The sequence below is a fragment of the Pseudomonas sp. 1L-C-7-B-C1 genome (genome assembly GCF_057291635.1).
Map to the genome: position 1 here is coordinate 246,134 of NZ_JBXAWH010000008.1, position 22,651 is coordinate 268,784.

Sequence of the window (22,651 nt, forward strand, 5' to 3'; positions counted from 1 at the left end):
ATCATCACTCGCTGTCGAGGTGCATGGGGCTGATAACGCGGCCGTCTTTTTCTGGCTGGCCAAGGGTGGTGTCGACGAAATACACCCGCTCGTCTGCCAGTTGGCCCTTGTCGACCAGATAGTCCTTAATGCTTCCGGCCCGCGCCTGGCCGAGCTGACGCAGCAGCAGCGCGCTCGAACTCCAGGATTTGAGCACCGCTTCGCGCAGCTTGTTCTGACGCTCTTCCTTGCCCAGATTCACCCACTCGGCTGGCGGCTGTTGCTTCAGACGTGTGCGATAAATGCCCTCGAGCATCGGCGCTTTCTCATCAGCAGGCACGGCCAGATCGCTCGGCTGCGCAGGCACTTTGTCGCCACGGCGCTGGAGAATCTTGTAGTACGTGCTCTGGTATTCGCGCTCCAGTCGTTGCTGGGCAATCAACGGCCCGTCGCTCGCTTCAGCGCTGGTGCCTTCAATCTCCAGACGCAACGCCGGCCGCGCTTTCAATCCTGCCGCCAGCTTGTCCAGCGAAGCCATTGCCTCAGGGCTCAACTCATCAGCCCCCGGCGCGAAGGCCACCGTGCCCAAATCCTCCGACCCGCCACCGCCGCTGATCAACCCGCCGATGAATTTGAACGGCGCCGCCGCGGCCTTCACCACCAAATTGCGCAGGGTCTGCCAGACAATCGGCATGACGCTGAACTGCGGATTGTTGAGGTCGCCCGTTACGGGCAACTCGATGGAAATCTTGCCATCGGTATCCTTCAGCAGGGCAATCGCCAGTTTCAACGGAAGATTCACCGCATCCGGGCTGTCGACCTTTTCACCCAGTTGCAGCTGCTCAACGACCACTTTGTTCTCGGCCTTGAGCTGGCCCTTGGTGATCAGGTAATGCAGATCCAGATTCAAGCGCCCCTTGCGAATACGGTAACCGGCGAACTTGCCGGAGTAGGGCGTCAACGTGGTCAGTTCCACGCGCTTGAAGCTGGTGGCGATGTCCAGACTCGCCATCGGGTTGAACGGATTCAGCGCGCCCTTGATGGTCACCGGCGCATACCGATCAACCTTGCCGTTGATGTTCACCGTTGCCGGTTTGTCTTGGCGGTTGTCCAGCGTGCCGATCTTGCCGTTGAGCTGCTGAACGGCGGTGGCGAAGTTCGGCGTCAGGCTGAAGTCGGCGAAGTTGGCCGAGCCATTGGTGATGTTGACCTCGCCAATGCGAATGCCCATGGGCTTTTCGCTGCTGGCGGCAGCCTTGGCTTTCGGCGCAGCAGGCGCCTGATCAGCGGGCTGTGGAATCAGAAGGTCGTCGATATTGGTCGAGCGATCATCGGCGATCATGAAGCGCGCATACGGCTGATCAATGTTGACCGAGGCAATCGTCAGGCTGTCGCCCAACTGGAAATTCAGCCCCTCGACATTCAGCCGTTGCCACTTCACGAAGTCTCGCGATTTGAGCGTGTCGAGGGTGTGCAGCTGGTCAACCTGCGCCTTGCCGGTAATGCCCAGCGCCAAGGGCTCGGTGCTTTTCAGGTCCACCGCCAGATCGCTGTTGAGCATGCCGCTGCGCACTTCCAGGCGAATGAAAGGTGTGACGTAGGACTGCGCGACACGCAAGTCGATATCGCGGGTGGTGACATTAAGATTGGCGCGAACCGGCGCCAGATTCACCTCGCCGTCTGCGGTCAGCTTGCCTTGCTTGCCCACGCCGGTGTCGAGCTTGAGTTTGAAGGGCGACTTGTTGAGGCTGTCGAAGCCGGTCAGGTCCAGATTCAACGGGCCGACGTCAATGGCGACAGGCTCTTTCGGCACTTTGTCGGCGAGATGAATGCGGTAGTCGCGCAGCTGCGTATCGCGCAGCAACACCTGCCAGGGTTTGCTCGGCGTTGTGGGCTTTGCGCTCGCCGTGGTTTCAGCGCTGCTCGCGGTGGCGGGCTGCTGTTTTTCAGCCTCAACCTTTTTTGCCTGCTCCTTAGAAGGCTGGCTGGCGAACAGCTTTTGCCAGTCCAGCTCACCGTCCGACTCACGCGTCGCCCAGGTTTCCAGGCCTTCGCTGCGAATCTTGCCGACGGTCACCAACTGCTTGGCCAGATCGATCGACGTCTCGCTCACGCTCAGTTTTTTCAGGCGAGCCAGCGGTCTGCCGTCCGGCGCATCAATGGCAAAGGGCGCGACGCTCAGGGACGTGTTGTCCAGCAGCAGCTCGGTTTCCTCGGCCAGACTGAGTGTGTAATGGGTGTTGAAGTTGAGCACGCCGTCTTTGAGCACCAGCGGCAATGCATCGCGAACGTAAGGCCACCAGACTTTCATCTTGCCGTCGGTGACTTTGAGCGTGCCTTCCGACGCGATCGGCACCAGGCTGATACGCCCGACCCAGTCGATTTGACCGCCTTCAGGCCCGGCGGCGACCAGCGTCATGTCAGCGTTGTCTTCCGGCAGCGTGCTGAGGTTTTTGAGTTCGAAATTCAGCGCGTCGTAGAGAAACTCGATGGGCTCGCTGGGGCGCATGTCCTGAAAATGCACGTAACCGTCGGCCAGCTTGATCTCGCCGATGCGTAGCGGAAACGGCTTGCTGGGCGGTTCGTCAGGCTTGGCTGGTTCACTGGCGGGCAGCTTGAACAGCCCGGCCAGATTGAGCGTGCCGTCCTTGGCGAACAGCAGCTCGGTCTTGGGTTTATCGAGTTCGACGGCCTTGAGGTGCAGGGCCTTGGTCCACAGGCTGTCGATTTGCAGATTGGCGTAAAGCCGTGCGAAACCGATTTGCTCCTTGCCCGGCACCCCGATGTTCAGGCCCCAAAGGGTGACTTCCAGGCTGTAGGGATTGAGTTCGAGGCGGTCGAGCCTGGCCGGCACCGTGCTGTAATTTGCCAGCTGTTGATTGATGATTCGCAATGCAACGCCTGGCAGGATCAGAAACCCCAGCACGCTGTAGATGGCAAAGACGGCCAGCAGGGCGCCGATGGCGCGTTTCAATCCTTTGGGCATGTAGGTCGCCGACTCTCTCGATGGGAGGTCCTTGGAGTATGGCACGCCAATCTGGTTCCGAATCCAGTCGCTTCAATCCTTGTGGGAAATTTCCTTAAGCCCGTTTGAGCATCACAGCTGCAAGATCAATGTCTTGAGCGGGGGCTGCTGGTCCTGTGACGGAAAGTCGGCGCCCGGGGTCAGCACTTGGCAGTCACGCACAGGTCGGCCAATCTTGCTCGCGCAACGCAGCACTTGCTCGCGCCAATCGTCCAGGCTGACCTTCGCCAGGTTGTTGCAGCAGATCAACACGCCATCTTCGGCGGTGGTCAGCAGCGCGGGTTTCAGCAGGCTTTGATAATCGCGCAGCAGGTCAACCGTGCCGAAGGCGCTCTTGGCCCAGGCCGGCGGATCCAGCAGGACCAGATCATACTGGCGTTGCTCGAGGCGGACGTAGCTCGGCAGTTTGTGGCCGCGACGGGAAGCGATGGGCAGCCCGGCCAGTTGGCGAATGGCCGGGAAATAATCGGACTGGACGAACTGCATGGTCGGCAGCTGCGGATTGAGCAGGCCGTTCTCGCGCCCGACGGCCAGGTTGCCCTCGGCGAAATCCAGGTTGCACACCTCGCGCGCGCCACCCGCCGCCGCGCTCAGGCCGACGCCGCAGGTATAGGCGAACAGGTTGAGCACGCTCTTGCCGGCGGCATGTTGCTTGACCCAGCCGCGGGCGTTGCGCAGGTCGAGAAACAGCAGCGGATCCTGCCCGGCATGACGGCCGCGCACCCGGTAATTGAGGCCCCATTCATGGCCGACCAGATCGACGAGCGCTGCGTCGTCGGCTTTGTAGATCGGGTCTGTGCGGTCGACGCGCGAGTTGCCCTGGGAGCGGTCGTTGTAGACCAGCAACAGCTCCAGACCCAGCCGTGCATTGACGGCGGCATGCAGCGCGAGCAGCGAATCAAGGTCCAGGCTGTTGTGGAAACTCTGCACCAGCAGTTGCGGACCGTAGCGGTCGACGGTCAGCCCGCTTGCGCCCTCCTGGCTGCCGTGGAACAGGCGATAGCAGTCGGTGCCTTGGGCGTGCAATTCCGCGAGCAGGGGTTGACGATTATCGAGGGCGACGCTGAGCGCCTGATTCAACGAAGACATGCTCGGCCTTGGGGCAGGAATGAGGCGCGGCAGTTTAGCAGTTCGATTTCATACGGTCTGCTGTGGCCGAACATCACAGCACTGCAGACACACATTGTGGGAGCGAGCTTGCTCGCGAAAAGGCCGGGACATCCGTCGCATCTGTAGCGATTGAAATACCGTCTTCGTGAGCAAGCTCACTCCCACAAATGCCGTCACATACCGCACCGTTGCAGCCTTTGCTGAACCTCCCCTGAAGACATCCGCAATAACCCTTACACCCCACGTACTGGCGATTTACTCTCATAAAACCCGGGCGTATTCTTCGCCCGTTTTCAACCAATGCGGAGACCCACAGTGGGTACTTGTTCGAGTGACAGACGTCAGCCGGTGCTAACGACCGGCCAATCCTCGGCCCGATAACGCGCAGTCTTTTCACTGCCGCTATCTCGCCGACAACGTGAGAAGCGGCAGTGCCAGCAGACTCTGATCAGAGCCCGCTTTCCTGTCCTTTCCCTGACGCCCAATCCTGCGTGATGACCGACGCGTCCGTCGTTCGTCTGCGCATCGGACGCGCGCGGCATTTTTGCTGTGCGGGCCAGCCTGCGGTGCCTGCTCATCAATGAGCGCGGCGCCTGAGGCTTGCCGTACCCGCTCCAGGTTCCTGTGCTTTCAGCTCCAGCAGCCTTCAGTCCAGGGGACATAACCATGAAGTACACCCTCCTGAAAGAATTTCTCGCAGACTTCGTCCGCACTCGCAAACTTGGCCGGCACTTCCGTCGGCTGGCGACGCTCGACAGCGTGACCGACGCCACCGTCAGCCGCGAAGTGCCGCCCACCCTTGCGCAAACCCTGACCCGCGGTGCCAGCAGCGATGTGCCTGAATTGCTCGCACGCCTGTGCAGCCACGCCGACGGTCTCACCGAAACCGAAGCGCACGAGCTGCGCGAGCAACACGGCCTTAACGAAGTCGAGCACGAACAGCCGCTGCCATGGTGGGTGCACCTGTGGCACTGCTACAAAAACCCGTTCAACCTGCTGCTGACCCTGCTGGCGTTCATCTCGTGGCTGACCGAGGACATGAAAGCCGCCACGGTGATCTTTTCCATGGTCGTGCTCTCCACACTGCTGCGTTTCTGGCAGGAGGCGCGCTCCAATCAGGCCGCCGACGCGCTGAAGGCGATGGTCAGCAACACAGCGACCGTCATGCGTCGCGCCGACGGCACGTTCGACGCTGCCGCTAACGCAAAGCAAAAACGCATTGAGCTGCCGATCAAGCACCTGGTGCCGGGCGACCTCATCGTGCTGTCTGCCGGCGACATGATCCCTGCGGACTGCCGCGTGCTCAGCGCGAAGGACCTGTTCGTCAGCCAGGCCGCGATGACCGGTGAATCCATGCCGGTGGAGAAATTCGCGCGGCGTCAGGACGTCGACACAAGCAACCCGCTGGACCTGGAAAACATCCTGTTCATGGGCACCAACGTGGTGTCCGGCGCGGCGACGGGCGTCATACTTGCGACGGGCAACAACACCTATTTCGGCGCGCTGGCGCAGCGGGTCAGTGCCACCGACCGCGCGCCGACCTCGTTCCAGGCCGGGGTCAATAAAGTCAGCTGGCTGCTGATCCGCTTCATGTTCGTGATGGCGCCGCTGGTGCTGTTCATCAACGGCTTCACCAAGGGCGACTGGATGGAAGCGCTGCTGTTCGCGCTGTCCATCGCTGTCGGCCTGACCCCGGAAATGCTGCCGATGATCGTCACTTCGACGCTGGCCAAGGGCGCGGTGTTTCTGTCGCGCAAGAAAGTCATCGTCAAACGCCTCGACGCCATCCAGAACTTCGGCGCCATGGACGTGCTGTGCACCGACAAGACCGGCACGCTGACCCAGGACAAGATTTTTCTCGCACGCCATGTCGACGTCTGGGGCGATGAGTCCGACGACGTTCTGGAAATGGCCTACCTCAACAGCTACTACCAGACCGGCCTGAAAAATCTGCTGGACGTCGCCGTGCTGGAGCACGTCGAGATTCACCGCGAGCTGCAAGTCGGCACCGCGTTCAGCAAGGTCGATGAGGTCCCGTTCGACTTCAATCGCCGGCGCATGTCGGTGGTGGTGCAACAGCAGCGCGAACCGCATCTGTTGATCTGCAAAGGCGCGCTGGAAGAAGTGCTGAGCGTGTGCAACCGCGTGCGCCACGGCGATGCCGAAGAAGCGCTGACGCCTGAACTGCTCGAGCGCATTCTGAACGTCACCGCTGCGTTCAACGAAGAAGGCCTGCGCGTTGTGGCTGTGGCCGCGCGTCCTATGGAGGCGGGCCGCGACACCTACGGCCTGGCTGACGAAAGCGACCTGACCCTGATCGGTTATGTGGCGTTTCTCGATCCACCGAAGGAAAGCACGGCGCCTGCACTCAAGGCACTGGCCGAGCATGGCGTGGCGGTGAAGGTGCTCACCGGCGACAACGAGCGCGTCACCGCGAAGATCTGTCGCGAAGTCGGTCTGGAACGTCAGGGCCTGCTGCTGGGCGGTGATATCGAACGCATGAGCGACGCTGAACTGGCGGTCGCTGTAGAGACCACCAACGTGTTTGCCAAACTGACGCCTTCCCACAAGGAGCGCATCGTTCGGCTGCTCAAGGCCAACGGGCACGTGGTGGGGTTCATGGGCGATGGCATCAACGACGCGCCTGCGCTGCGCACGGCCGACATCGGTATTTCCGTGGACAGCGCGGTGGACATCGCCAAGGAAGCCGCCGATATCATTCTGCTGGAGAAGAGTCTGATGGTGCTGGAGGAGGGCGTGCTGGAAGGGCGCCGGACGTTCGCCAACATGCTCAAGTACATCAAGATGACGGCCAGTTCTAACTTCGGCAACGTGTTCTCGGTGCTGGTCGCCAGTGCGTTCATCCCGTTCCTGCCGATGCTGCCGATGCACCTGCTGGTGCAGAACCTGCTGTACGACATTTCCCAGATCGCCATCCCGTTCGATAACGTCGATGAGGAATTGCTGAAAAAGCCCCAGCGCTGGCAGCCTGCGGATGTAGGTCGCTTCATGCTGTTCTTCGGGCCGATCAGCTCGATCTTCGACATCACCACGTTCGCGGTCATGTGGTACGTATTCGGCGCCAACACGCCTGAGCATCAGACCCTGTTCCAGTCCGGCTGGTTTGTCGTGGGCCTGCTGACGCAAACGCTGATCGTGCACATGATCCGCACGCCAAAAATCCCTTTCCTGCAAAGCCGCGCGGCAATGCCGTTGATGGTGATGACCGGGGTGATCATGGCCGTGGGCATCTTCCTGCCAATGGGCCCGCTGGCGCACTACTTCAAGCTCCAGGCACTGCCCCCGCTGTACTTCGCCATACTGCCGCTGATCCTGATCGGGTACGTGGCGTTGACCCAGGCGGTGAAGGGCTTTTATGTGCGCAAGTTTGGGTGGCAATGATTGCATGTGACGCCGGTCCCACTGACTGACCACGTGCTTTTAGTGGGACTGGTCCTACACCTGCGTCTCGGCCAGGCTCTTATGGCCGGGCCAACGCCAGCGCCACACCTTGTCCGCCACCAATGCACAGCGTCGCCAGTCCCTTCTTCGCGTCGCGTTTGATCATTTCGTGGAGCAGGGTCACCAGCACGCGGCAGCCCGACGCGCCGATCGGGTGGCCGATGGCGATAGCGCCGCCGTTGACGTTGACCTTGTCCGTGTTCCAGCCCAGCTCTTTGCCGACTGACAAGGACTGCGCGGCGAAGGCTTCGTTGGCTTCGATCAGATCCAGCGCCTCCAGCGACCAACCCGCCTTGTCCAGGCAGCGGCGGGTTGCGCTCACCGGGCCGATGCCCATGATTGCCGGGTCTACGCCGGCATTCGCGTAAGCGGCAATCCGCGCCAGCACTGGCAAGCCCAGTTCTTCTGCTTTCCGGGCACTCATCAGAATGACCGCGGCCGCGCCGTCGTTCAACGATGACGCATTACCTGCCGTGACCGAGCCGTCCTTTTTGAAGGCTGGCTTGAGCTTGCCCAGGGATTCAGCGGTGGTGCCCGAACGTGGCTGCTCGTCGGTTGCGAAGGACAGCGGATCGCCTTTGCGCTGAGGAATCAGGATCGGGGTGATTTCATCCACGAAGCGCCCGGCCTCGATGGCAGCGGCGGCTTTCTGTTGCGACGCCGCCGCAAATGCATCCTGTGCCTCACGGCTGATGGCGTATTTATCGGCCAGGTTCTCGGCCGTGATGCCCATGTGGTAATCGTTGAACGCATCCCACAGGCCATCGCTGATCATCGTGTCGATCATCGTCGCGTGGCCCATGCGTAAGCCGGTTCGCGCGCCCGGCATCACATAGTTGGACAGGCTCATGCTTTCCTGGCCGCCAGCAATGATCACCTCAGCATCGCCGCAACGAATTGCCTGCGTGCCCAGATGCAGCGCCTTGAGGCCCGAGCCGCAGACCTTGTTCAGCGTCATGGCCGGCACTGTGAACGGCAAACCCGCCTTGATCGCCGCCTGGCGTGCAGGGTTCTGGCCTGCGCCTGCGGTGAGCACCTGACCCATGATCACCTCATCGACCAGCGCACCGTCCAGACCCGTCTGTGCCAGCAGTTGACGGATGACGGCAGCGCCGAGATCCACTGCAGGAATATTCGCCAAAGAACCCTGGAAACTGCCCACCGCTGTGCGGGTAGCGGCAACGATTACAACGTCTTGCATGGTGCGAATCCTCAGTGGTGTAGGACATGGCGCCGGACCGGATGTAAAGAGGCTAAACAGAGAGGGCAGGCAGCCGCATCAAGGGAAGCATGGTTGCATGAATGACGATGATAATTTAAGCCCTTTGTCGCCTGAACCCTGTCATCACGGTGCGCAGGGCACCGCCATCCTCGACCGATTGCGGATCCTTCCTACAGAAACATATGACAGGGTGTGTCGCTAGTTCCCACGCAAATCCGGGAAGGGGCTGATTTTCGTTGAAGGTGAAGGCAGTGACAATCGCCGGCCATTTCAGCGTCCACGTCCCAGGAGACCCTCTTTTGCCTAACAACAATCATGGCGATCAAAGCGGCGACAACAGCCTGAACGTAGGCGTCGGCGATTTCCGTGGCGCCAACGTAAACATCAGTCACAACGAGCGTTCCACGTTCACCCCTGAGCAATTGCACATTAAGCGCCATTCGGCATTTGGCGGCCGAAGCGTCGACAGCAGCAACGTCTCTGTCTTTGGAGGCATCACGGGTGTCGCCAGTCTGATCGGGCTGTACTTCACCCTGTTCCAGCCGCCATTGGGCGGGCAAAGCTCGTGGTCAACGTTCTTCATGTTTTCGTTCATCGTTGCCGTCATGGCCGTTGCCATGTCGTCCGTGCTGCGTCGACGCAAATTCGAGCATTTCTTCGGCTCGCGGCACTATATCGAAATCAGCCAGGCTGGACGGCTGCGGGTGAATCGCCTCACCGCGCAATGTCCTTGGTGTGGCTCATTGATGCATCTGCGTCGCGTCGGCCCCAAGGAAGGGGCACGTGACGATCAATTCATCTGCGTGCGCAATCCGGCACAGCACACCATTCAGCTTGATCCGACGGTGCTTCCCGACATAGAAGACTGAGCAGCCTGAACGCACGAAACCCGCTGCCTCGTGGGAGAGGGCAGCGGGTTTCGCGTGTGCTGCAGGAAGGCAGATCAGCCGCGGTGACGACCGCGGAAATAGTTGATCAGGCCTTGAGTCGAAGCGTCTTCAGCAATCGTTTCGTCGGTGCCGACGAGGCGGCTGTAAACGCCTTTGCCCAGCTCTTTACCCAGCTCAACACCCCATTGGTCGAAGGCATTCGTGCCCCAGACCACGCTTTGCACGAACACCTTGTGCTCGTACATCGCGACCAGTGCGCCCAGGCGGCGAGGGCTGATGCGCTCGACGACAATGGTGTTGCTCGGACGATTGCCCGGAATGACCTTGTGCGGCGCGACACGCTGCACTTCTTCTTCCGGTACACCCTTGGCGCGCAGTTCGGCTTCCGCTTCGGGGCGGGTTTTACCCTGCATCAACGCCTGGCTCTGGGACAGGCAGTTGGCGTACAGCCACTGGTGGTGGTCGGACACCGGGTTGAAGCTGACGATCGGCACGATGAAGTCGGCCGGGATCATTTGCGTGCCTTGGTGCAGCAACTGGTGGTAAGCATGCTGACCGTTCGCGCCAACGCCACCCCAGATGACCGGGCCCGTGTCGGTTTTGACGGGCACGCCGTCCTGGCGAACGCTCTTGCCGTTGGATTCCATGTCCAGCTGCTGCAAGTGCTTGGTGATGTTGCGCAGGTAGTGGTCGTACGGCAGGATCGCGTGGCTTTGCGCGCCCCAGAAGTTGCCATACCAGATACCCAGCAAGCCCAGCAGCACCGGCATGTTCTCTTCGAACTCGGCGTTCTGGAAGTGCTGATCCATGGTGTAGGCGCCGGACAACAGCTCCTTGAAGTTCGACATGCCGATCGCCAGCGCAATCGGCAGGCCGATGGCTGACCACAGCGAGTAACGGCCGCCAACCCAGTCCCACATCGGGAAGATGTTTTCTTCACGAATCCCGAACGCAACCGCCGCGGCGTTGTTGCTCGACACCGCGATGAAGTGGCGATACAGCTCGGCTTCGGACCCGCCCTGGGCGAGGTACCAGGCGCGGGCAGCGGTGGCGTTCTTCAGGGTTTCAAGGGTGGTGAACGTCTTCGACGAAACGATGAACAGCGTGGTTTCGGCGCGCAGCTTCTGAGTCAGCTCGTGCAGCTCGGTGCCGTCGATGTTCGCCAGGTAATGGCAGCGAACGCCTTTCTGCGCGTAGGACAGCAGCGCCTCGGACACCAGCTCAGGACCGAGGAACGAGCCGCCGATGCCGATATTGACCACATCGGTGATCGGCTTTTCGGTGTAGCCGCGCCACAGACCGTCGTGGATGCGGCCGACCAGATCAGTGATCTGGTTCAGCACCTTGTGCACTTCCGGCATCACGTTGACGCCGTTGACCAACAGCTTGTCGCCCACCGGACGACGCAGTGCGGTGTGCAGAGCAGGGCGGCCTTCCGAAGCGTTGACCAGTTCGCCGTCGTACTGCGCCTTGATGGCTTCTTTCAAACCAACTTCATTGGCCAGGTTGACCAGCAACTGGCGGGTCTCGGCGGTAATGAGGTTCTTCGAGTAGTCGAGAAACAGACCGGCACTGCTGAGCGTGAATTCGTCGAAACGCTTCGGGTCTGCGTTGAACGCGTCGCGCATGCTGAAATTCTGCATCGCTTCGCGGTGATCGTTGAGCGCCTGCCAGGCGGGCAGGGTAGTGACGTCATGAGGAGTGCGGTAGTACGCCATCGCTGCGGGTTTCCTTGTACTTGAACTGCCTTTTGGACACTGAAAAGCAGGATTGGACATGAATTCGTGGGCGGATCAGAGACTAGTCCCCGGCAACGCCGATGTCTGCGCCCTGCTTTACCTTTGCTCGGTACTTTTTCTCACAGAGTAGAGCTGCTGGTCTGACACGAACTGTATCGGTATGGCATTGCGGGTGTGGCTAAGTTCATCGCCAGCACCCTGCGAAGGCCAAGGCCTGCGCTGCACAATCGGTTTCGCGCCCTGAGCATAGGCGCAGATGGTCATCCGATCACGTGACTTTTGCTTCACATGAGACCCGGCGCATCCATCAGCCGGGTGGGCAGGTTATTCCTTGACCAGATGCAGGTTGTCGATCAGGCGCGTCTTGCCCATGAACGCCGCGCCCAGCACAACCAGATCACGATCATCCGGGGTCGCAGGGCGCAGGCTCACTGCATGGCGAATCTCCAGGTAATCAGGCCGGAAGCCCGCTGCTTCGAGGTCTTTCACACCATCGCTGATCAGCTGCTGATGATCCTGCTCGCCATGCTGCAATGCCGTGCCGATCCGTTTGATCACGCGGTACAACGCAGGCGCTGCCGTGCGCTGGTCTTCAGTCAGGTAGCCATTGCGCGACGACAGGGCCAGGCCATCGGCGGCACGCACGGTGGGTTCGCCGATGATTTGAATGGGCATGTTCAGGTCACGCACCAATGCGTTGACGACGGCCAGTTGCTGGAAATCCTTCTGACCGAAAATCGCGATGTCCGGCTGCACCATGTTGAACAGCTTGCTGACCACCGTCGATACGCCGTCGAAATGGCCAGGACGGCTGCCGCCACACAGTCCTTCGGACACCACTGGCACACGCACGATGGTCTGGTCAGCCATGCCATGGGGATACATTTCTTCGACCGTCGGCGTAAACAGCAAATGGCAACCGGCCTGAAGCAATTGCTCCTGATCGGCAGCCAGAGTACGGGGGTACGACGCCAAGTCTTCGTTGGGACCAAACTGCAGCGGGTTGACGAAGATGCTGGCGATTACAAAATCAGCGCGTTGAACGGCTTTGGTGACCAACGCGATATGGCCGCTGTGCAGGTTGCCCATGGTGGGCACCAGAGCGATGCGTTTGCCTTCGCTGCGAGCGCGAGCGACGACGGCGCGCAGTTCGCGAACGGTTTTAACTGTGTTCATGCCGAGAATCCGTGTTCTGGAGCGGGGAAGCTGACGTCCTTGACCGCGCTGACGTAAGCGGCGATCGCCGACTGAATGTCCGGCTGACCGGCCATGAAATTCTTCACGAACTTGGGCACGCGGCCGGTGATCGACAGCCCGAGCATGTCATGGAGCACCAGCACCTGACCGTCGGTGGCGCTGCCGGCGCCGATCCCGATCACCGGAATCTTTACAGCGTGGGTGATTTCCTGGGCCAGTTCGCTCGGTACGCATTCCAGCAGAATCATCGCGGCGCCGGCCTGCTCAAGGGTAATCGCGTCGGCCCGCATCTGCCGCGCCTGCGACTCCTGACGCCCCTGCACTTTATAGCCGCCCAACACGTTGACCGCCTGGGGCGTTAAACCCATGTGTGCACAGACGGGCACGCCGCGTTCGGCGAGCAGCCGGATCGAGTCGGCGAGCCACGCTGCGCCTTCGATCTTGACCATGTGTGCGCCTGCCTGCATCAGCGTGGCGCTGTTGGCGAAGGTCTGCTCGGGCGTGGCGTAGGACATGAACGGCAAATCCACCAGAATCAGCGCGCCCTGATTGCCGCGTTTGACGCCGGCCACGTGGTACGCCATTTCAGCGGTGGTGACGGGCAGCGTGCTGTCGTGGCCTTGAAGGACCATGCCCAGCGAGTCGCCGACCAGCAGCACTTCCACACCTGCCTGGCTGGCGGTGTGGGCAAAAGTCGCGTCGTAGCAGGTCAGCATGGTGATTTTTTCACCTTTCTGCTTCAGGGCCAGCAGGGACGTAACGGTGATATCGGGCATGGAAAGTCCTCATTCAGGCGCTGTGAATACTGCGGCGAGCAACGCGTGATTCATCTTGGGAGGCAGGCACATCGTCGTTTCGCGATGTTTGCAACGGCCTGATCCGCGCCTTGTGGCCGGTCGTCCGGCTTTGGGACGCTTATCTTCGTGAGGAGGGGGCGGGAAGTCAATTCCGGGTGTTGCCGGTTTCAACGTGCCCGCAGAGCGGCGTCAGCTCGCCAATCGTTCCAGGCCTTCGAACGGGCATCGAGCAAGCAAATCATTCAGCGCGCGGCCATCAGCGAGGGTGATCCCTGGCGCCAGTTCGGCCAGTGGGTACAGCACAAACGCGCGCTCCTGGATGTGGTAATGCGGCACCTTCAGGCGCGGCTCATCGATGAGGCGATCGCCGAACAGCAAGATGTCGAGGTCCAGCGTGCGCGGCCCCCAGCGTTCGAGGCGCTCGCGGCCCTGATCGTTTTCGATGCCTTGCAAGGCGTCGAGCAGTGCCAGCGGGGGGAGCGAGGTGTCGAGCGCAGCGACTGCATTGGTGTAACGCGGCTGACCCGGCAACAGCGAGTCGCTGACATAAAAAGAGGAAACGCCTGACAGGCTGCTCTGCGGCAACAGGCCCATGGCCTTGATCGCTTCGCGCAACTGTTCGGCGGGGTCGGCCAGGTTGCTACCCAGGCCGACGTAAACGCGCTCGATCATTGGCTGTTATTCCGCCCCGTCGACGCCGGCGCGTTTGCGCTTGCCGCTGCTGCTGCGACGACGTTTGCGCGGGCCCTGGCCGGTGGCGTCGGGCTTGCTGCCCAGGTCACGAATCATGTCACGGCGTCCGGAATCGTTGGCGTCCTGATAGTCCGTCCACCATTCACCCAGGCCGTCGGTTTCTTCGCCAGCCAATTCGCGCAGCAGCAGGAAGTCGTAGCCGGCACGGAAGCGCGGGTTTTCCAGCAGCAGGTCCGCACGCTTGCCCGAGCGGCGCGGCAGACGTTCCTGCATGTCCCAGATTTCGCGGATCGGCATGGTGAAGCGTTTCGGGATGGCAATCCGCTGGCACTGTTCGGTGATCAGTTCGTGAGCCGCTTCCTGCATAGCCGGAATCGGCGGCATGCCGCGCTCTTGCAGACGCAGCACACGGGCGGGCAGGGCAGGCCACAACAATGCGGCAAACAGGAACGCCGGCGTGACCGGTTTGTTCTGCTTGATGCGCAGATCGGTGTTGGCCAACGCCTCGCTGATCAGCGTGTGGGTGTAGGTCGGGTTGTATTCCAGCGCTTTGGAACTGGCCGGGAACAGCGGCTCGAACAGTTCGAGATCGACGAGCATTTCGAACGTCGCCTCGGCGTAACCCGAAAGGAACAGCTTCAGCACTTCTTCAAACAGGCGCGCCGACGGGATGTCGCGCAGCATCGGCGCCAACGGGCGAATCGGCGTGGCACTGTGCTTCTCGATACCGAAATCCAGCTTGGCGGCGAAACGCACGGCCCGCAGCATGCGCACCGGGTCTTCCTTGTAACGCTGCTGTGGATCACCGATCAGGCGAATCAAGCGATTGCGGATGTCGTGTACGCCGTTGGCATAATCGAGAACGCGCTCGGTGACCGGATCGTAATACAGGGCATTGATTGTGAAGTCGCGACGCTGTGCATCGTCTTCAAGGGTGCCGTAAACGTTGTCACGCAGAATGCGCCCGCTCTCGTTGCGCGAAGACTGGTTGCTGTCTTCGTCTTCGTCGTCGATTGGATGATTGGCGCGGAAGGTCGCGACTTCAATGATTTCACGGCCGAAATGGATGTGAACCAGCTTGAAGCGGCGGCCGATGATACGGGCGTTGCGAAACTCGGCGCGGATCTGCTCGGGCGTGGCGCTGGTGGCGACGTCGAAATCCTTTGGCGTGATGCCGAGCATCATGTCTCGGACGCAACCGCCCACCAGATAGGCCTGGTAGCCGGCGGTCTGCAGGCGCTCGACGATGTTCACCGCATAGCGGCTGAATTGATTGCGTTGCAACGAGTGCTGGCTGCTATTGAGCACCTCAGGCGTTGTGCGCACGTGTTGCTGCGGCTTGCGCAGTGGGGAACGGAATGACTGGAACAGCTTCTTCAGCATGGGAGGCACTGTTTGAAGGAATATTCGGCCAATTTCGAAGAGTGACCGCACGATGGGCGGGGATTCTAGCATTTAGTCGGGGGATGGTGTAGGAGGCAGCGCGATGGGTGCGTGCGGGTATTGAATGCGCTGCGTGGCGCGGGTGTCGAGCGGGAGGGGTTTAGTGCGGATGCTACTGGGGGAGCCGAAGCTCCCCCAAAGTGCGTGCTCTTATTTTTATTGTCTGATGGGCTTTTTATTTTTGTTGACCGCCCAATTCACGGCTTTCGCCTGTGAAACCTCCCAATCGGGAGTCAAGAGCAAACGGATTGCTTTGGTCGCTGTGCGGCAGTGATCTATCGATCCAACCAGTTCAGGCTCTACCTAAGGGTAGTTTTTGTTGTTCTCGGCCTGGTTGCGGGACAAGTCCCAAATGCAACGCCTCTCCAAAAGAATCAGTTAGCTGCGCCTCCGCCGTGTTGTTCTTGTTATGCGTGAGTCGATTCGTCTTGTTTTTATTATGTTGGTGTTTCGGGTGACTGATTTTTGTTGTTTTTGTACGAATACCTATAGCAGTACCTGTGCCAACTTTTGCAAAAATCGCTACAGGCCACTGAATCCGAGGGTGTGGCAAATTGACGCTATTCAGTGCGGACGAAAAAAAACCGGGGGTTCGTTACCGTACGCCCCGGTTCTGTTACGTCACCTTTAAAGAGGTAACAGTTTTTTCACATTGCCCGTAACCCGCGTGCCAGAGCCTGCGCGACGGCTTGCTCAGGTTTCGCTTGCCACTCCGGTCTTGCGACGGGGGATGCCGAGGCGCTGCCGACGCTCCCACAGGCACTTGCGGCTGACGCCGAGCTTGCGAGCGAGTTCTGTCTCGGTCATGTGGTCCTGATGCTCCAGAACGAAATGCTGGAAATAGTCCTCCAGCGACAAGTCTTCCGTCGGCTCGCCAGCCGTGGAACTCGACGAGCTTGACGTCTGTGGCGCAAGGCCGATGAACTCGTTGACGTCGAGATCGCTCAACTCGATATCGATGCCTAGCAGCTCTGCGGAGATGTCCGGGCTCTCGCACAGGATTACCGCGCGCTCGACCGCGTTCTCCAGTTCCCTCACGTTGCCTGGCCACGAATAGTGTCGGATCGCGTGCTCCGCATCTGGCGCAAACCGCAGGTCGTTACGCCCGGCCTTGAGGCTTTGCCGCGCCAGAAACGCATTGGCAATTTCGTTAACGTCCGCGCCGCGCTCACGCAATGCGGGCAGCTTCAACGCGATCACGTGCAGGCGGTAGTACAAGTCTTCACGGAACTGCCCGACTTTGGCCAGGCTCTTGAGGTCGCGGTGAGTCGCTGCGATCAGGCGTACGTCGACTTTCTGCGATTGCACCGAGCCCACGCGGCGAATTTCGCCTTCTTGCAAGACGCGCAGAAGCCTCGCCTGAGCTTCCAACGGTAGCTCGCCGATCTCGTCGAGAAAGAGGGTGCCACCGTCCGCTGCCTCAACCAGACCGGCACGACCGGCGCTGGCGCCGGTGAACGCGCCTTTCTCGTGGCCGAACAGCTCGGATTCGATGAGGGATTCCGGGATCGCTGCGCAGTTGACCGAAATCATCGGCGCCTTGGCGCGACGGGACAGATTGTGCAGCGCGCGCGCCACCAATTCCTTGCCCGTACCGGACTCGCCCTGAATCAGGACGTTGGAGTCAGTCGGCGCGACTTTGCGGATCTTGCTGTACATGTCCTGCATTGGCGGGCAGGAGCCGATGATGCCGATCTCGCCGTTGCTGTTGTCCGGGCCAGATTTGTCACCGGTCACGGTTTTTGCGGTGGCGGCGCGTTCGGCCTGCATGCTTTGCAGCGTCTGGCGATCACGCAGGATACGCGAGACGGCCTGAAGCATTTCGTCGTGGTCGAAGGGTTTGGCGATGTAATCCACCGCGCCCATTTTCATCGAATCCACGGCCGAGCGCAGGCTGGCGTAACTGGTCATGATCAGCACCGGCTTGCCATGGCCGAGCTTGATCAGCTCTGTGCCAGGTGCGCCAGGCAGGCGTAAGTCGCTGACGATCAGGTCAAACGAGGGGATGCTGAAACGTTCCTGAGCTTCCTGCACGGACCCGGCTTCGCTGACTTGGTACTGATTACGTTCCAGCAGTCGACGCAGGGCGGAGCGGATGATGGTTTCGTCTTCCACGATCAAAATGTGAGGCATTGATTCGGTTCTCTCGACGGTCTCAGTTCACGGCGGACGTCGCTTCGACATGTCGCGGTAAGGTCACCCGAATCCGGGTTCCGCGTTGGTGCTCGGGGTCAGCCGGGCTGTCGATGGTGATTTGTCCATAATGCTCTTCAACGATGGAATAGACCAGCGCGAGGCCCAGCCCTGTCCCTTCGCCCGGATCCTTGGTGGTGAAGAAAGGTTCGAACAATCGGTCCATGATGGCTTTCGGAATGCCGCTGCCTTCGTCTTCGACGATCAGGTCGACCGTGTGTTCGGAGGCCTCGCTTTTCACCCGTACTGCACTGCCGGCGGGCGATGCATCGCGGGCGTTGGACAGCAGGTTGATCAACACCTGCGCCAGCCGTTGGGGATCGCCATCGACCCAGTGGTTAGGGTTGCACAGGTTATAGAACTGCACTTCGAAATTACGGCGGTTCAGCGCCAGCAGACCAATGGCATCCTGCGCCACCTCTGCCAGGCATACGGGTTCGTCGGCATGCTGATGCCCGCCGGCGTGGGCGAAGCTCATCAGCGACTGCACGATGCGCGAGACACGTTTGGTCTGTTCGATGATCTGGCTGCTGATTTCCGTCAGCTCGGCGTCTTCTTCCCGTTCTTCGCGAAGGTTCTGCGCCAGGCAGGCAATGCCGGTGATCGGGTTGCCGATTTCGTGGGCAACGCCGGCGGCCAGTCGGCCGATGCTCGCAAGCCGTTCGGAGTGCACCAGTTTGTCTTCGAGCATCTGCGTGTCGGTCAGGTCTTCAACCAGAATCACCAGCCCGCTGTTGCCCGGCGCGAGCGGCTCGTCGATGGCCGCCTTGTGCAGGTTGAGCCAGCGAGTCTGACCGTCCAGGCCCAGGCGCTGTTTGTGCAAGTGCTCGTCAGGTACGTTGATGAACCCCAGCAGCAGCTGCTTCCAGGGATCGACGATGGTCTCGAGCCGTGATCCGACGACGCGCTGAGCGCCGATGCCGGTCAGCTCCTCCATCGCCTTGTTCCACATCAGGATCTCTTGATCCTTGGCCAGGGAGCACACACCCATCGGCAGCTCTTGAAGGGTCTGGCGGTGATAACGGCGCAGGGCGTCGAGCTCGGCAGCCAGGCCTGTGAGACGGGAGTGGTAATCCTCGAGCCGGCTTTCAATGAAGTGAATGTCCTCGGTGACATAGTTCTCGCTGCCGGACTTGTACGGCAGAAACGTCTCGACCATGTCCTGCGCAACACTTGGCCCCATCAGCCCAGAGAGGTTGGCTTCGATACGGTCGCGTAAACGCCGCAGCGCATATGGCCGGCGCTCGTCGAACGGCAGGTAAAGATCCCGCAGCGCCTGTTCGACTTCCTTCTGCGCGGCCTTCGCGCCCAAGGGTTTGGCCAGCTGGGTCGCAAACTCCTGGGGAGAGGCTGCGTGCAGTTCGCGGCGCTGGGGGCGGCGAACGTTGTCCACCGCGCAGGCCTCGGCCGCACTCGCCTCTTCGGGACTGGGATTGCTGAACAGCGAAATCAGGGTGAAAACCAGCACGTTGGCCGCTAGAGAGGCAATTGCCGCCATATGCCAGCTGGTGTCATCCAGCACGTAAATCATGTTCAGCAGCGGGATGTAGAACCCCTGGAAGTCGCCGATCAGCGGCAGCAACATGCTGAAAGTCCAGACCGCGATGCCGGCGATCAGCCCCGCCATGAAACCGCGGCGGTTGGCAGCCGGCCAGTACAGAACGGACAGCACACCGGGCAGAAATTGCAACGTCGCTACGAACGCAACGATGCCCAGATTTGCGAGATTCTGCTTGGCGCCAAGCAGCAGATAAAAGCCAAACCCGGCCATGATGATCGCGACGATCAGGCCGCGCCGGGTCCACTTCAGCCAGCGATAGATATTGCCTTCGGCTGGCGGCTGATAAAGCGGCAGCACCAGGTGGTTCAGCGCCATGCCGGACAGCGCCAGCGTGGTGACGATGATCAGCCCGCTTGCCGCGGAAAGCCCGCCGATATAGCCAAGCAAGGCCAGGGTCTTGCTGTGGGCGGCGATGCCAATACCCAGCGTGAAGTACTCGGGGCTGGTCGTGGCGCCCAGTTTCAGCCCGGCCCACAGCACCAGCGGTACTGCCAGACTCATCAGCAGCAGAAACAGTGGCAGCCCCCAACTGGCGCTGACCAGCGAGCGCGGGTTGAGGTTCTCGGTGAAGGTCATGTGATACATGTGCGGCATCACGATGGCCGAGGCAAAGAACACCAGCAGCAGCGTCCGCCAAGGGCCTTCCTGCAGTGGCGTGTGCAATGCCGCCAGTGCGCTTTGGTTCTGCAGCAGCCATTGTTCAAGGCTCTGCGGCCCGTCGAACACGCCATACAGCGCATAGAGACCGATGCCGCCGATGGCGACCAGTTTGATGACCGACTCGAAGGCAATGGCGAACACCAGCCCTTCGTGTTTTTCCCGCGTAGCGATATGGCGCGAGCCGAAGAAGATGGTGAACAGTGTGATCAGCACGCAGAACGCGAAGGCCACGTAGTTGCGCACAGGCTCCCGGGTAAGAATGCCGATGGAGTCGGCGACGGCCTGAATCTGCAGCGCCAGCAATGGCAACACACCGATCAGCATGAAGATCGTCGTCAATGCCCCCGCCCAGGTGCTGCGAAAGCGGAACGCGAACAGATCGGCCAGGGACGAGAGCTGGTAGGTGCGAGTGATTTTGAGAATGGGGTAAAGCAGAACGGGGGCGAGCAGGAAGGCGCCGGACACACCCAGGTAACTCGACAGAAAGCCGTAGCCGTATTCGTAGGCCAATCCGACCGTGCCGTAAAACGCCCACGCACTGGCGTAGACGCCAAGTGACAGTGTGTAGGTCAGCGGGTGACGAATGATCCAGCGCGGGATCAGGCCACGTTCGCTGATCCAGGCAACGCCGAATAGCACCGTCAGGTAGGCGGCACTGACCAGAATCATCTGGGTCAGGCTAAAGCTCATCGGCATCTCGTTGGCTCTGCAGAATGAAGGTCACTACGATCAGGATCAGCCACAGCATGTACGGCCTGTACCAGGCGCCCGTCGCGTCGATCCACCAGTCCATGATGGCCGGGGAGAACAGATAGATGCCCACCACCAGTAGCAGGACCAATCGATAAATGTACATTTGGCCTCCCAGGTTGACTGACCAGAAGATGACGGAGCGGCATGGTAACGGATGGCGATGGGGCTGCAAGCGACGTTTCCGCCAGCTTTGTGCTGCCCCATATGAATCGGCCGCGGGAGCTCAGTCTATTCGAGCTTCCTCGATAGCGCCGAGGCGAGGTATCGAATCGGCATTCCAGTGCGCAATGGCCCAGTCCAGCACCGCTCGGGGTGTCGCGTCGTTCAGTTCACCCGGCGTCTTTTGCCCCAGGGCACGTAAACCCCGGAGCAGCAGCGGCGTGGCCTGATCAGGCGGCAGCGGCGGCGAACGGTAGGATTTCCCCAGCTTATGACCGTCGGGTTGGGTGATCAGCGGCACGTGAAGGTAACGTGGTTGCGGCAGGCCCAGCAGTTCTTGCAGGTACAGCTGACGTGGCGTGGAGTCGAGCAGATCGGCGCCGCGTACGATGTCGGTCACGCCCTGCCAGCCGTCGTCCAGGACGACCGCCAGTTGGTAGGCGTAGAAGCCGTCCCGTCGCCGAATGATGAAATCCCCCGCGTCGCGCCCCAAATGTTGACGAAACTCGCCCTGAACCCGGTCTTCGAAGCGGTATTCCAGCTCAGGCACCCGAATCCGGATGGCCGCGTCTTCGGGTGAGTGCCCGGCGTTGCGGCAAAAACCCGGGTAGATCCCGTTGTAGTCTTCCAATTGCTTGCGCGAACAGGTGCACGCGTAAGCAAGCCCGTGGTTGAACCACCGATTGATGATCTCCTGATAAGCCTCATGCCGGTCGCTTTGCCTTACCAGTTCGCCGTCCCATTCGAATCCGTAGGCTTCGAGCGTCTGGAGTATGCCCGCCTGGGCACCCTGAACTTCGCGGGGAGGGTCGAGATCCTCCATGCGCATCAGCCATTTCCCGCCGACCGAGCGGGCGTCGAGGTAGGAGGCCAGCGCTGCGACCAGAGAGCCGAAGTGCAGATAACCGCTGGGGGTCGGCGCAAAGCGCCCTATATAGGAAGGGTTTTTCATGGGCGCTGATGGTACTGGAAATAAAACGTACGAAATACCGGACGACTGGCCGTGCTGTGTGGGAAAACGCAACGCATCCGTGTAGCGCCTTCCAGCTTGCACCGTTCTCCGCTCGGTGGATCGGTACAGGCAAAACAAGAAAAGGACGCCGAGGCGTCCTTTTCTACTGGATCAACAGGGTCATTTACCGACCTGTTTTTCCTTGATTTCAGCGAGGCTTTTGCAGTCAACGCACATGTCGGCCGTTGGACGGGCCTCGAGGCGCTTGATACCGATCTCGACGCCGCACGATTCGCACCAGCCGTATTCCTTGTCTTGGATCAGCTGCAGCGTCTTGTCGATCTTCTTGATCAACTTGCGCTCACGATCGCGGGCGCGCAGCTCCAGTGCGAATTCTTCTTCCTGGCTTGCACGGTCGGCAGGGTCAGGGAAATTAGCCGCCTCGTCCTTCATGTGAACAACCGTGCGGTCAACTTCTACCATCAGATCCTGCTTCCACTGGGACAGGATTTTGGTGAAGTGCTTGCGCATGGGTTCGCCCATGTATTCCTCGCCCTTCGTCGCAACGTAGGGTTCGAAACCACTGATTGCCGGGGTGCTCTTTTGCTTTTCTTCGGTGGGCATGAACGGACCGCCTCTCACTCTTCTAAGCCATTACACAGGTTAAGATCCATCGCCGACACCTGCCGGCCCTGCGGCTGCAAGCGGGCGAACTTACCAGATCGAATCGGAGCGCGCTACTCCCGGTTGTCGAGGATGGCCTGCAACACGCACCCGAACTATGACCACAGCCTGAGCGCCCGGTTTTATCTATTT

General features: G+C 60.6%; 15 protein-coding genes. 2 read left to right on the top strand and 13 right to left on the bottom strand.

Annotation, left to right across the window (positions count from 1 at the left end; all coding sequences use genetic code 11):
• Window positions 1–4 precede the first annotated feature (4 nt).
• Both AC0Z8Z_RS14665 and AC0Z8Z_RS14670 read right to left on the bottom strand, forming a co-directional pair.
• The gene (locus tag AC0Z8Z_RS14665) at window positions 5–2,965 is read right to left on the bottom strand and encodes a DUF748 domain-containing protein (RefSeq protein WP_485619580.1); all 2,961 of its coding nucleotides are present in this window, start codon (window positions 2,963–2,965) and stop codon (window positions 5–7) included.
• Between the two features lie 111 nt (window positions 2,966–3,076).
• Window positions 3,077–4,093: a class I SAM-dependent rRNA methyltransferase gene (locus AC0Z8Z_RS14670; RefSeq protein WP_485619581.1), complete on the bottom strand. Its 1,017-nt coding sequence runs from the start codon at window positions 4,091–4,093 to the stop codon at window positions 3,077–3,079.
• A 687-nt stretch (window positions 4,094–4,780) separates the two neighbouring features.
• On the opposite strand from AC0Z8Z_RS14670, the gene mgtA reads away from it, so the two are divergent.
• A complete protein-coding gene (mgtA, locus tag AC0Z8Z_RS14675) occupies window positions 4,781–7,516 on the top strand; it encodes a magnesium-translocating P-type ATPase (RefSeq protein WP_485619582.1) in 2,736 nt (911 codons plus the stop codon).
• Window positions 7,517–7,595: 79 nt separating this feature from the next.
• Here the strand turns inward: mgtA and AC0Z8Z_RS14680 are convergent, their stop codons facing one another.
• Complete coding sequence (locus AC0Z8Z_RS14680) at window positions 7,596–8,777, bottom strand: acetyl-CoA C-acetyltransferase (RefSeq protein ID WP_485619584.1); 1,182 nt, start codon at window positions 8,775–8,777, stop codon at window positions 7,596–7,598.
• A gap of 320 nt (window positions 8,778–9,097) precedes the next feature.
• Between AC0Z8Z_RS14680 and AC0Z8Z_RS14685 the strand changes: the two genes are divergently transcribed.
• The gene (locus tag AC0Z8Z_RS14685; RefSeq protein WP_485619585.1) at window positions 9,098–9,667 is read left to right on the top strand and encodes a hypothetical protein; all 570 of its coding nucleotides are present in this window, start codon (window positions 9,098–9,100) and stop codon (window positions 9,665–9,667) included.
• A gap of 74 nt (window positions 9,668–9,741) precedes the next feature.
• On the opposite strand, the gene pgi is transcribed toward AC0Z8Z_RS14685, so the two are convergent.
• From pgi to dksA, 10 genes are all read right to left on the bottom strand, one after another.
• Window positions 9,742–11,406, bottom strand: coding sequence for a glucose-6-phosphate isomerase (gene pgi / locus AC0Z8Z_RS14690; RefSeq protein WP_122623114.1), 1,665 nt, complete (start codon window positions 11,404–11,406; stop codon window positions 9,742–9,744).
• Between the two features lie 345 nt (window positions 11,407–11,751).
• A complete protein-coding gene (gene panC / locus AC0Z8Z_RS14695) occupies window positions 11,752–12,603 on the bottom strand; it encodes a pantoate--beta-alanine ligase (RefSeq protein WP_485619586.1) in 852 nt (283 codons plus the stop codon).
• Window positions 12,600–13,400, bottom strand: a complete 801-nt coding sequence (gene panB, locus AC0Z8Z_RS14700; protein ID WP_122536960.1) for a 3-methyl-2-oxobutanoate hydroxymethyltransferase — start codon at window positions 13,398–13,400, stop codon at window positions 12,600–12,602. Before panB ends, panC begins: the two co-directional genes overlap by 4 nt.
• Before the next feature lie 210 nt (window positions 13,401–13,610).
• Window positions 13,611–14,093, bottom strand: a complete 483-nt coding sequence (gene folK / locus AC0Z8Z_RS14705; protein ID WP_485619587.1) for a 2-amino-4-hydroxy-6-hydroxymethyldihydropteridine diphosphokinase — start codon at window positions 14,091–14,093, stop codon at window positions 13,611–13,613.
• A 6-nt stretch (window positions 14,094–14,099) separates the two neighbouring features.
• Window positions 14,100–15,497, bottom strand: a complete 1,398-nt coding sequence (locus AC0Z8Z_RS14710; RefSeq protein WP_485619588.1) for a polynucleotide adenylyltransferase PcnB — start codon at window positions 15,495–15,497, stop codon at window positions 14,100–14,102.
• 753 nt (window positions 15,498–16,250) lie between these two features.
• Window positions 16,251–17,690, bottom strand: a complete 1,440-nt coding sequence (locus tag AC0Z8Z_RS14715; RefSeq protein WP_485619589.1) for a sigma-54-dependent transcriptional regulator — start codon at window positions 17,688–17,690, stop codon at window positions 16,251–16,253.
• A gap of 22 nt (window positions 17,691–17,712) precedes the next feature.
• Window positions 17,713–20,667, bottom strand: a complete 2,955-nt coding sequence (locus tag AC0Z8Z_RS14720; RefSeq protein WP_163022027.1) for a sensor histidine kinase — start codon at window positions 20,665–20,667, stop codon at window positions 17,713–17,715.
• Complete coding sequence (locus AC0Z8Z_RS14725; protein WP_002552060.1) at window positions 20,651–20,827, bottom strand: hypothetical protein; 177 nt, start codon at window positions 20,825–20,827, stop codon at window positions 20,651–20,653. The genes AC0Z8Z_RS14720 and AC0Z8Z_RS14725 overlap by 17 nt, the downstream gene beginning before the upstream one ends.
• A 120-nt stretch (window positions 20,828–20,947) precedes the next feature.
• Window positions 20,948–21,835 carry a tRNA glutamyl-Q(34) synthetase GluQRS gene (gene gluQRS, locus AC0Z8Z_RS14730; RefSeq protein ID WP_122623117.1) on the bottom strand — a complete coding sequence of 296 codons (888 nt, stop codon included), beginning with the start codon at window positions 21,833–21,835 and terminating at the stop codon, window positions 20,948–20,950.
• Window positions 21,836–22,015: 180 nt separating this feature from the next.
• Window positions 22,016–22,459, bottom strand: a complete 444-nt coding sequence (gene dksA / locus AC0Z8Z_RS14735; protein WP_122536967.1) for an RNA polymerase-binding protein DksA — start codon at window positions 22,457–22,459, stop codon at window positions 22,016–22,018.
• Window positions 22,460–22,651 lie beyond the last annotated feature (192 nt).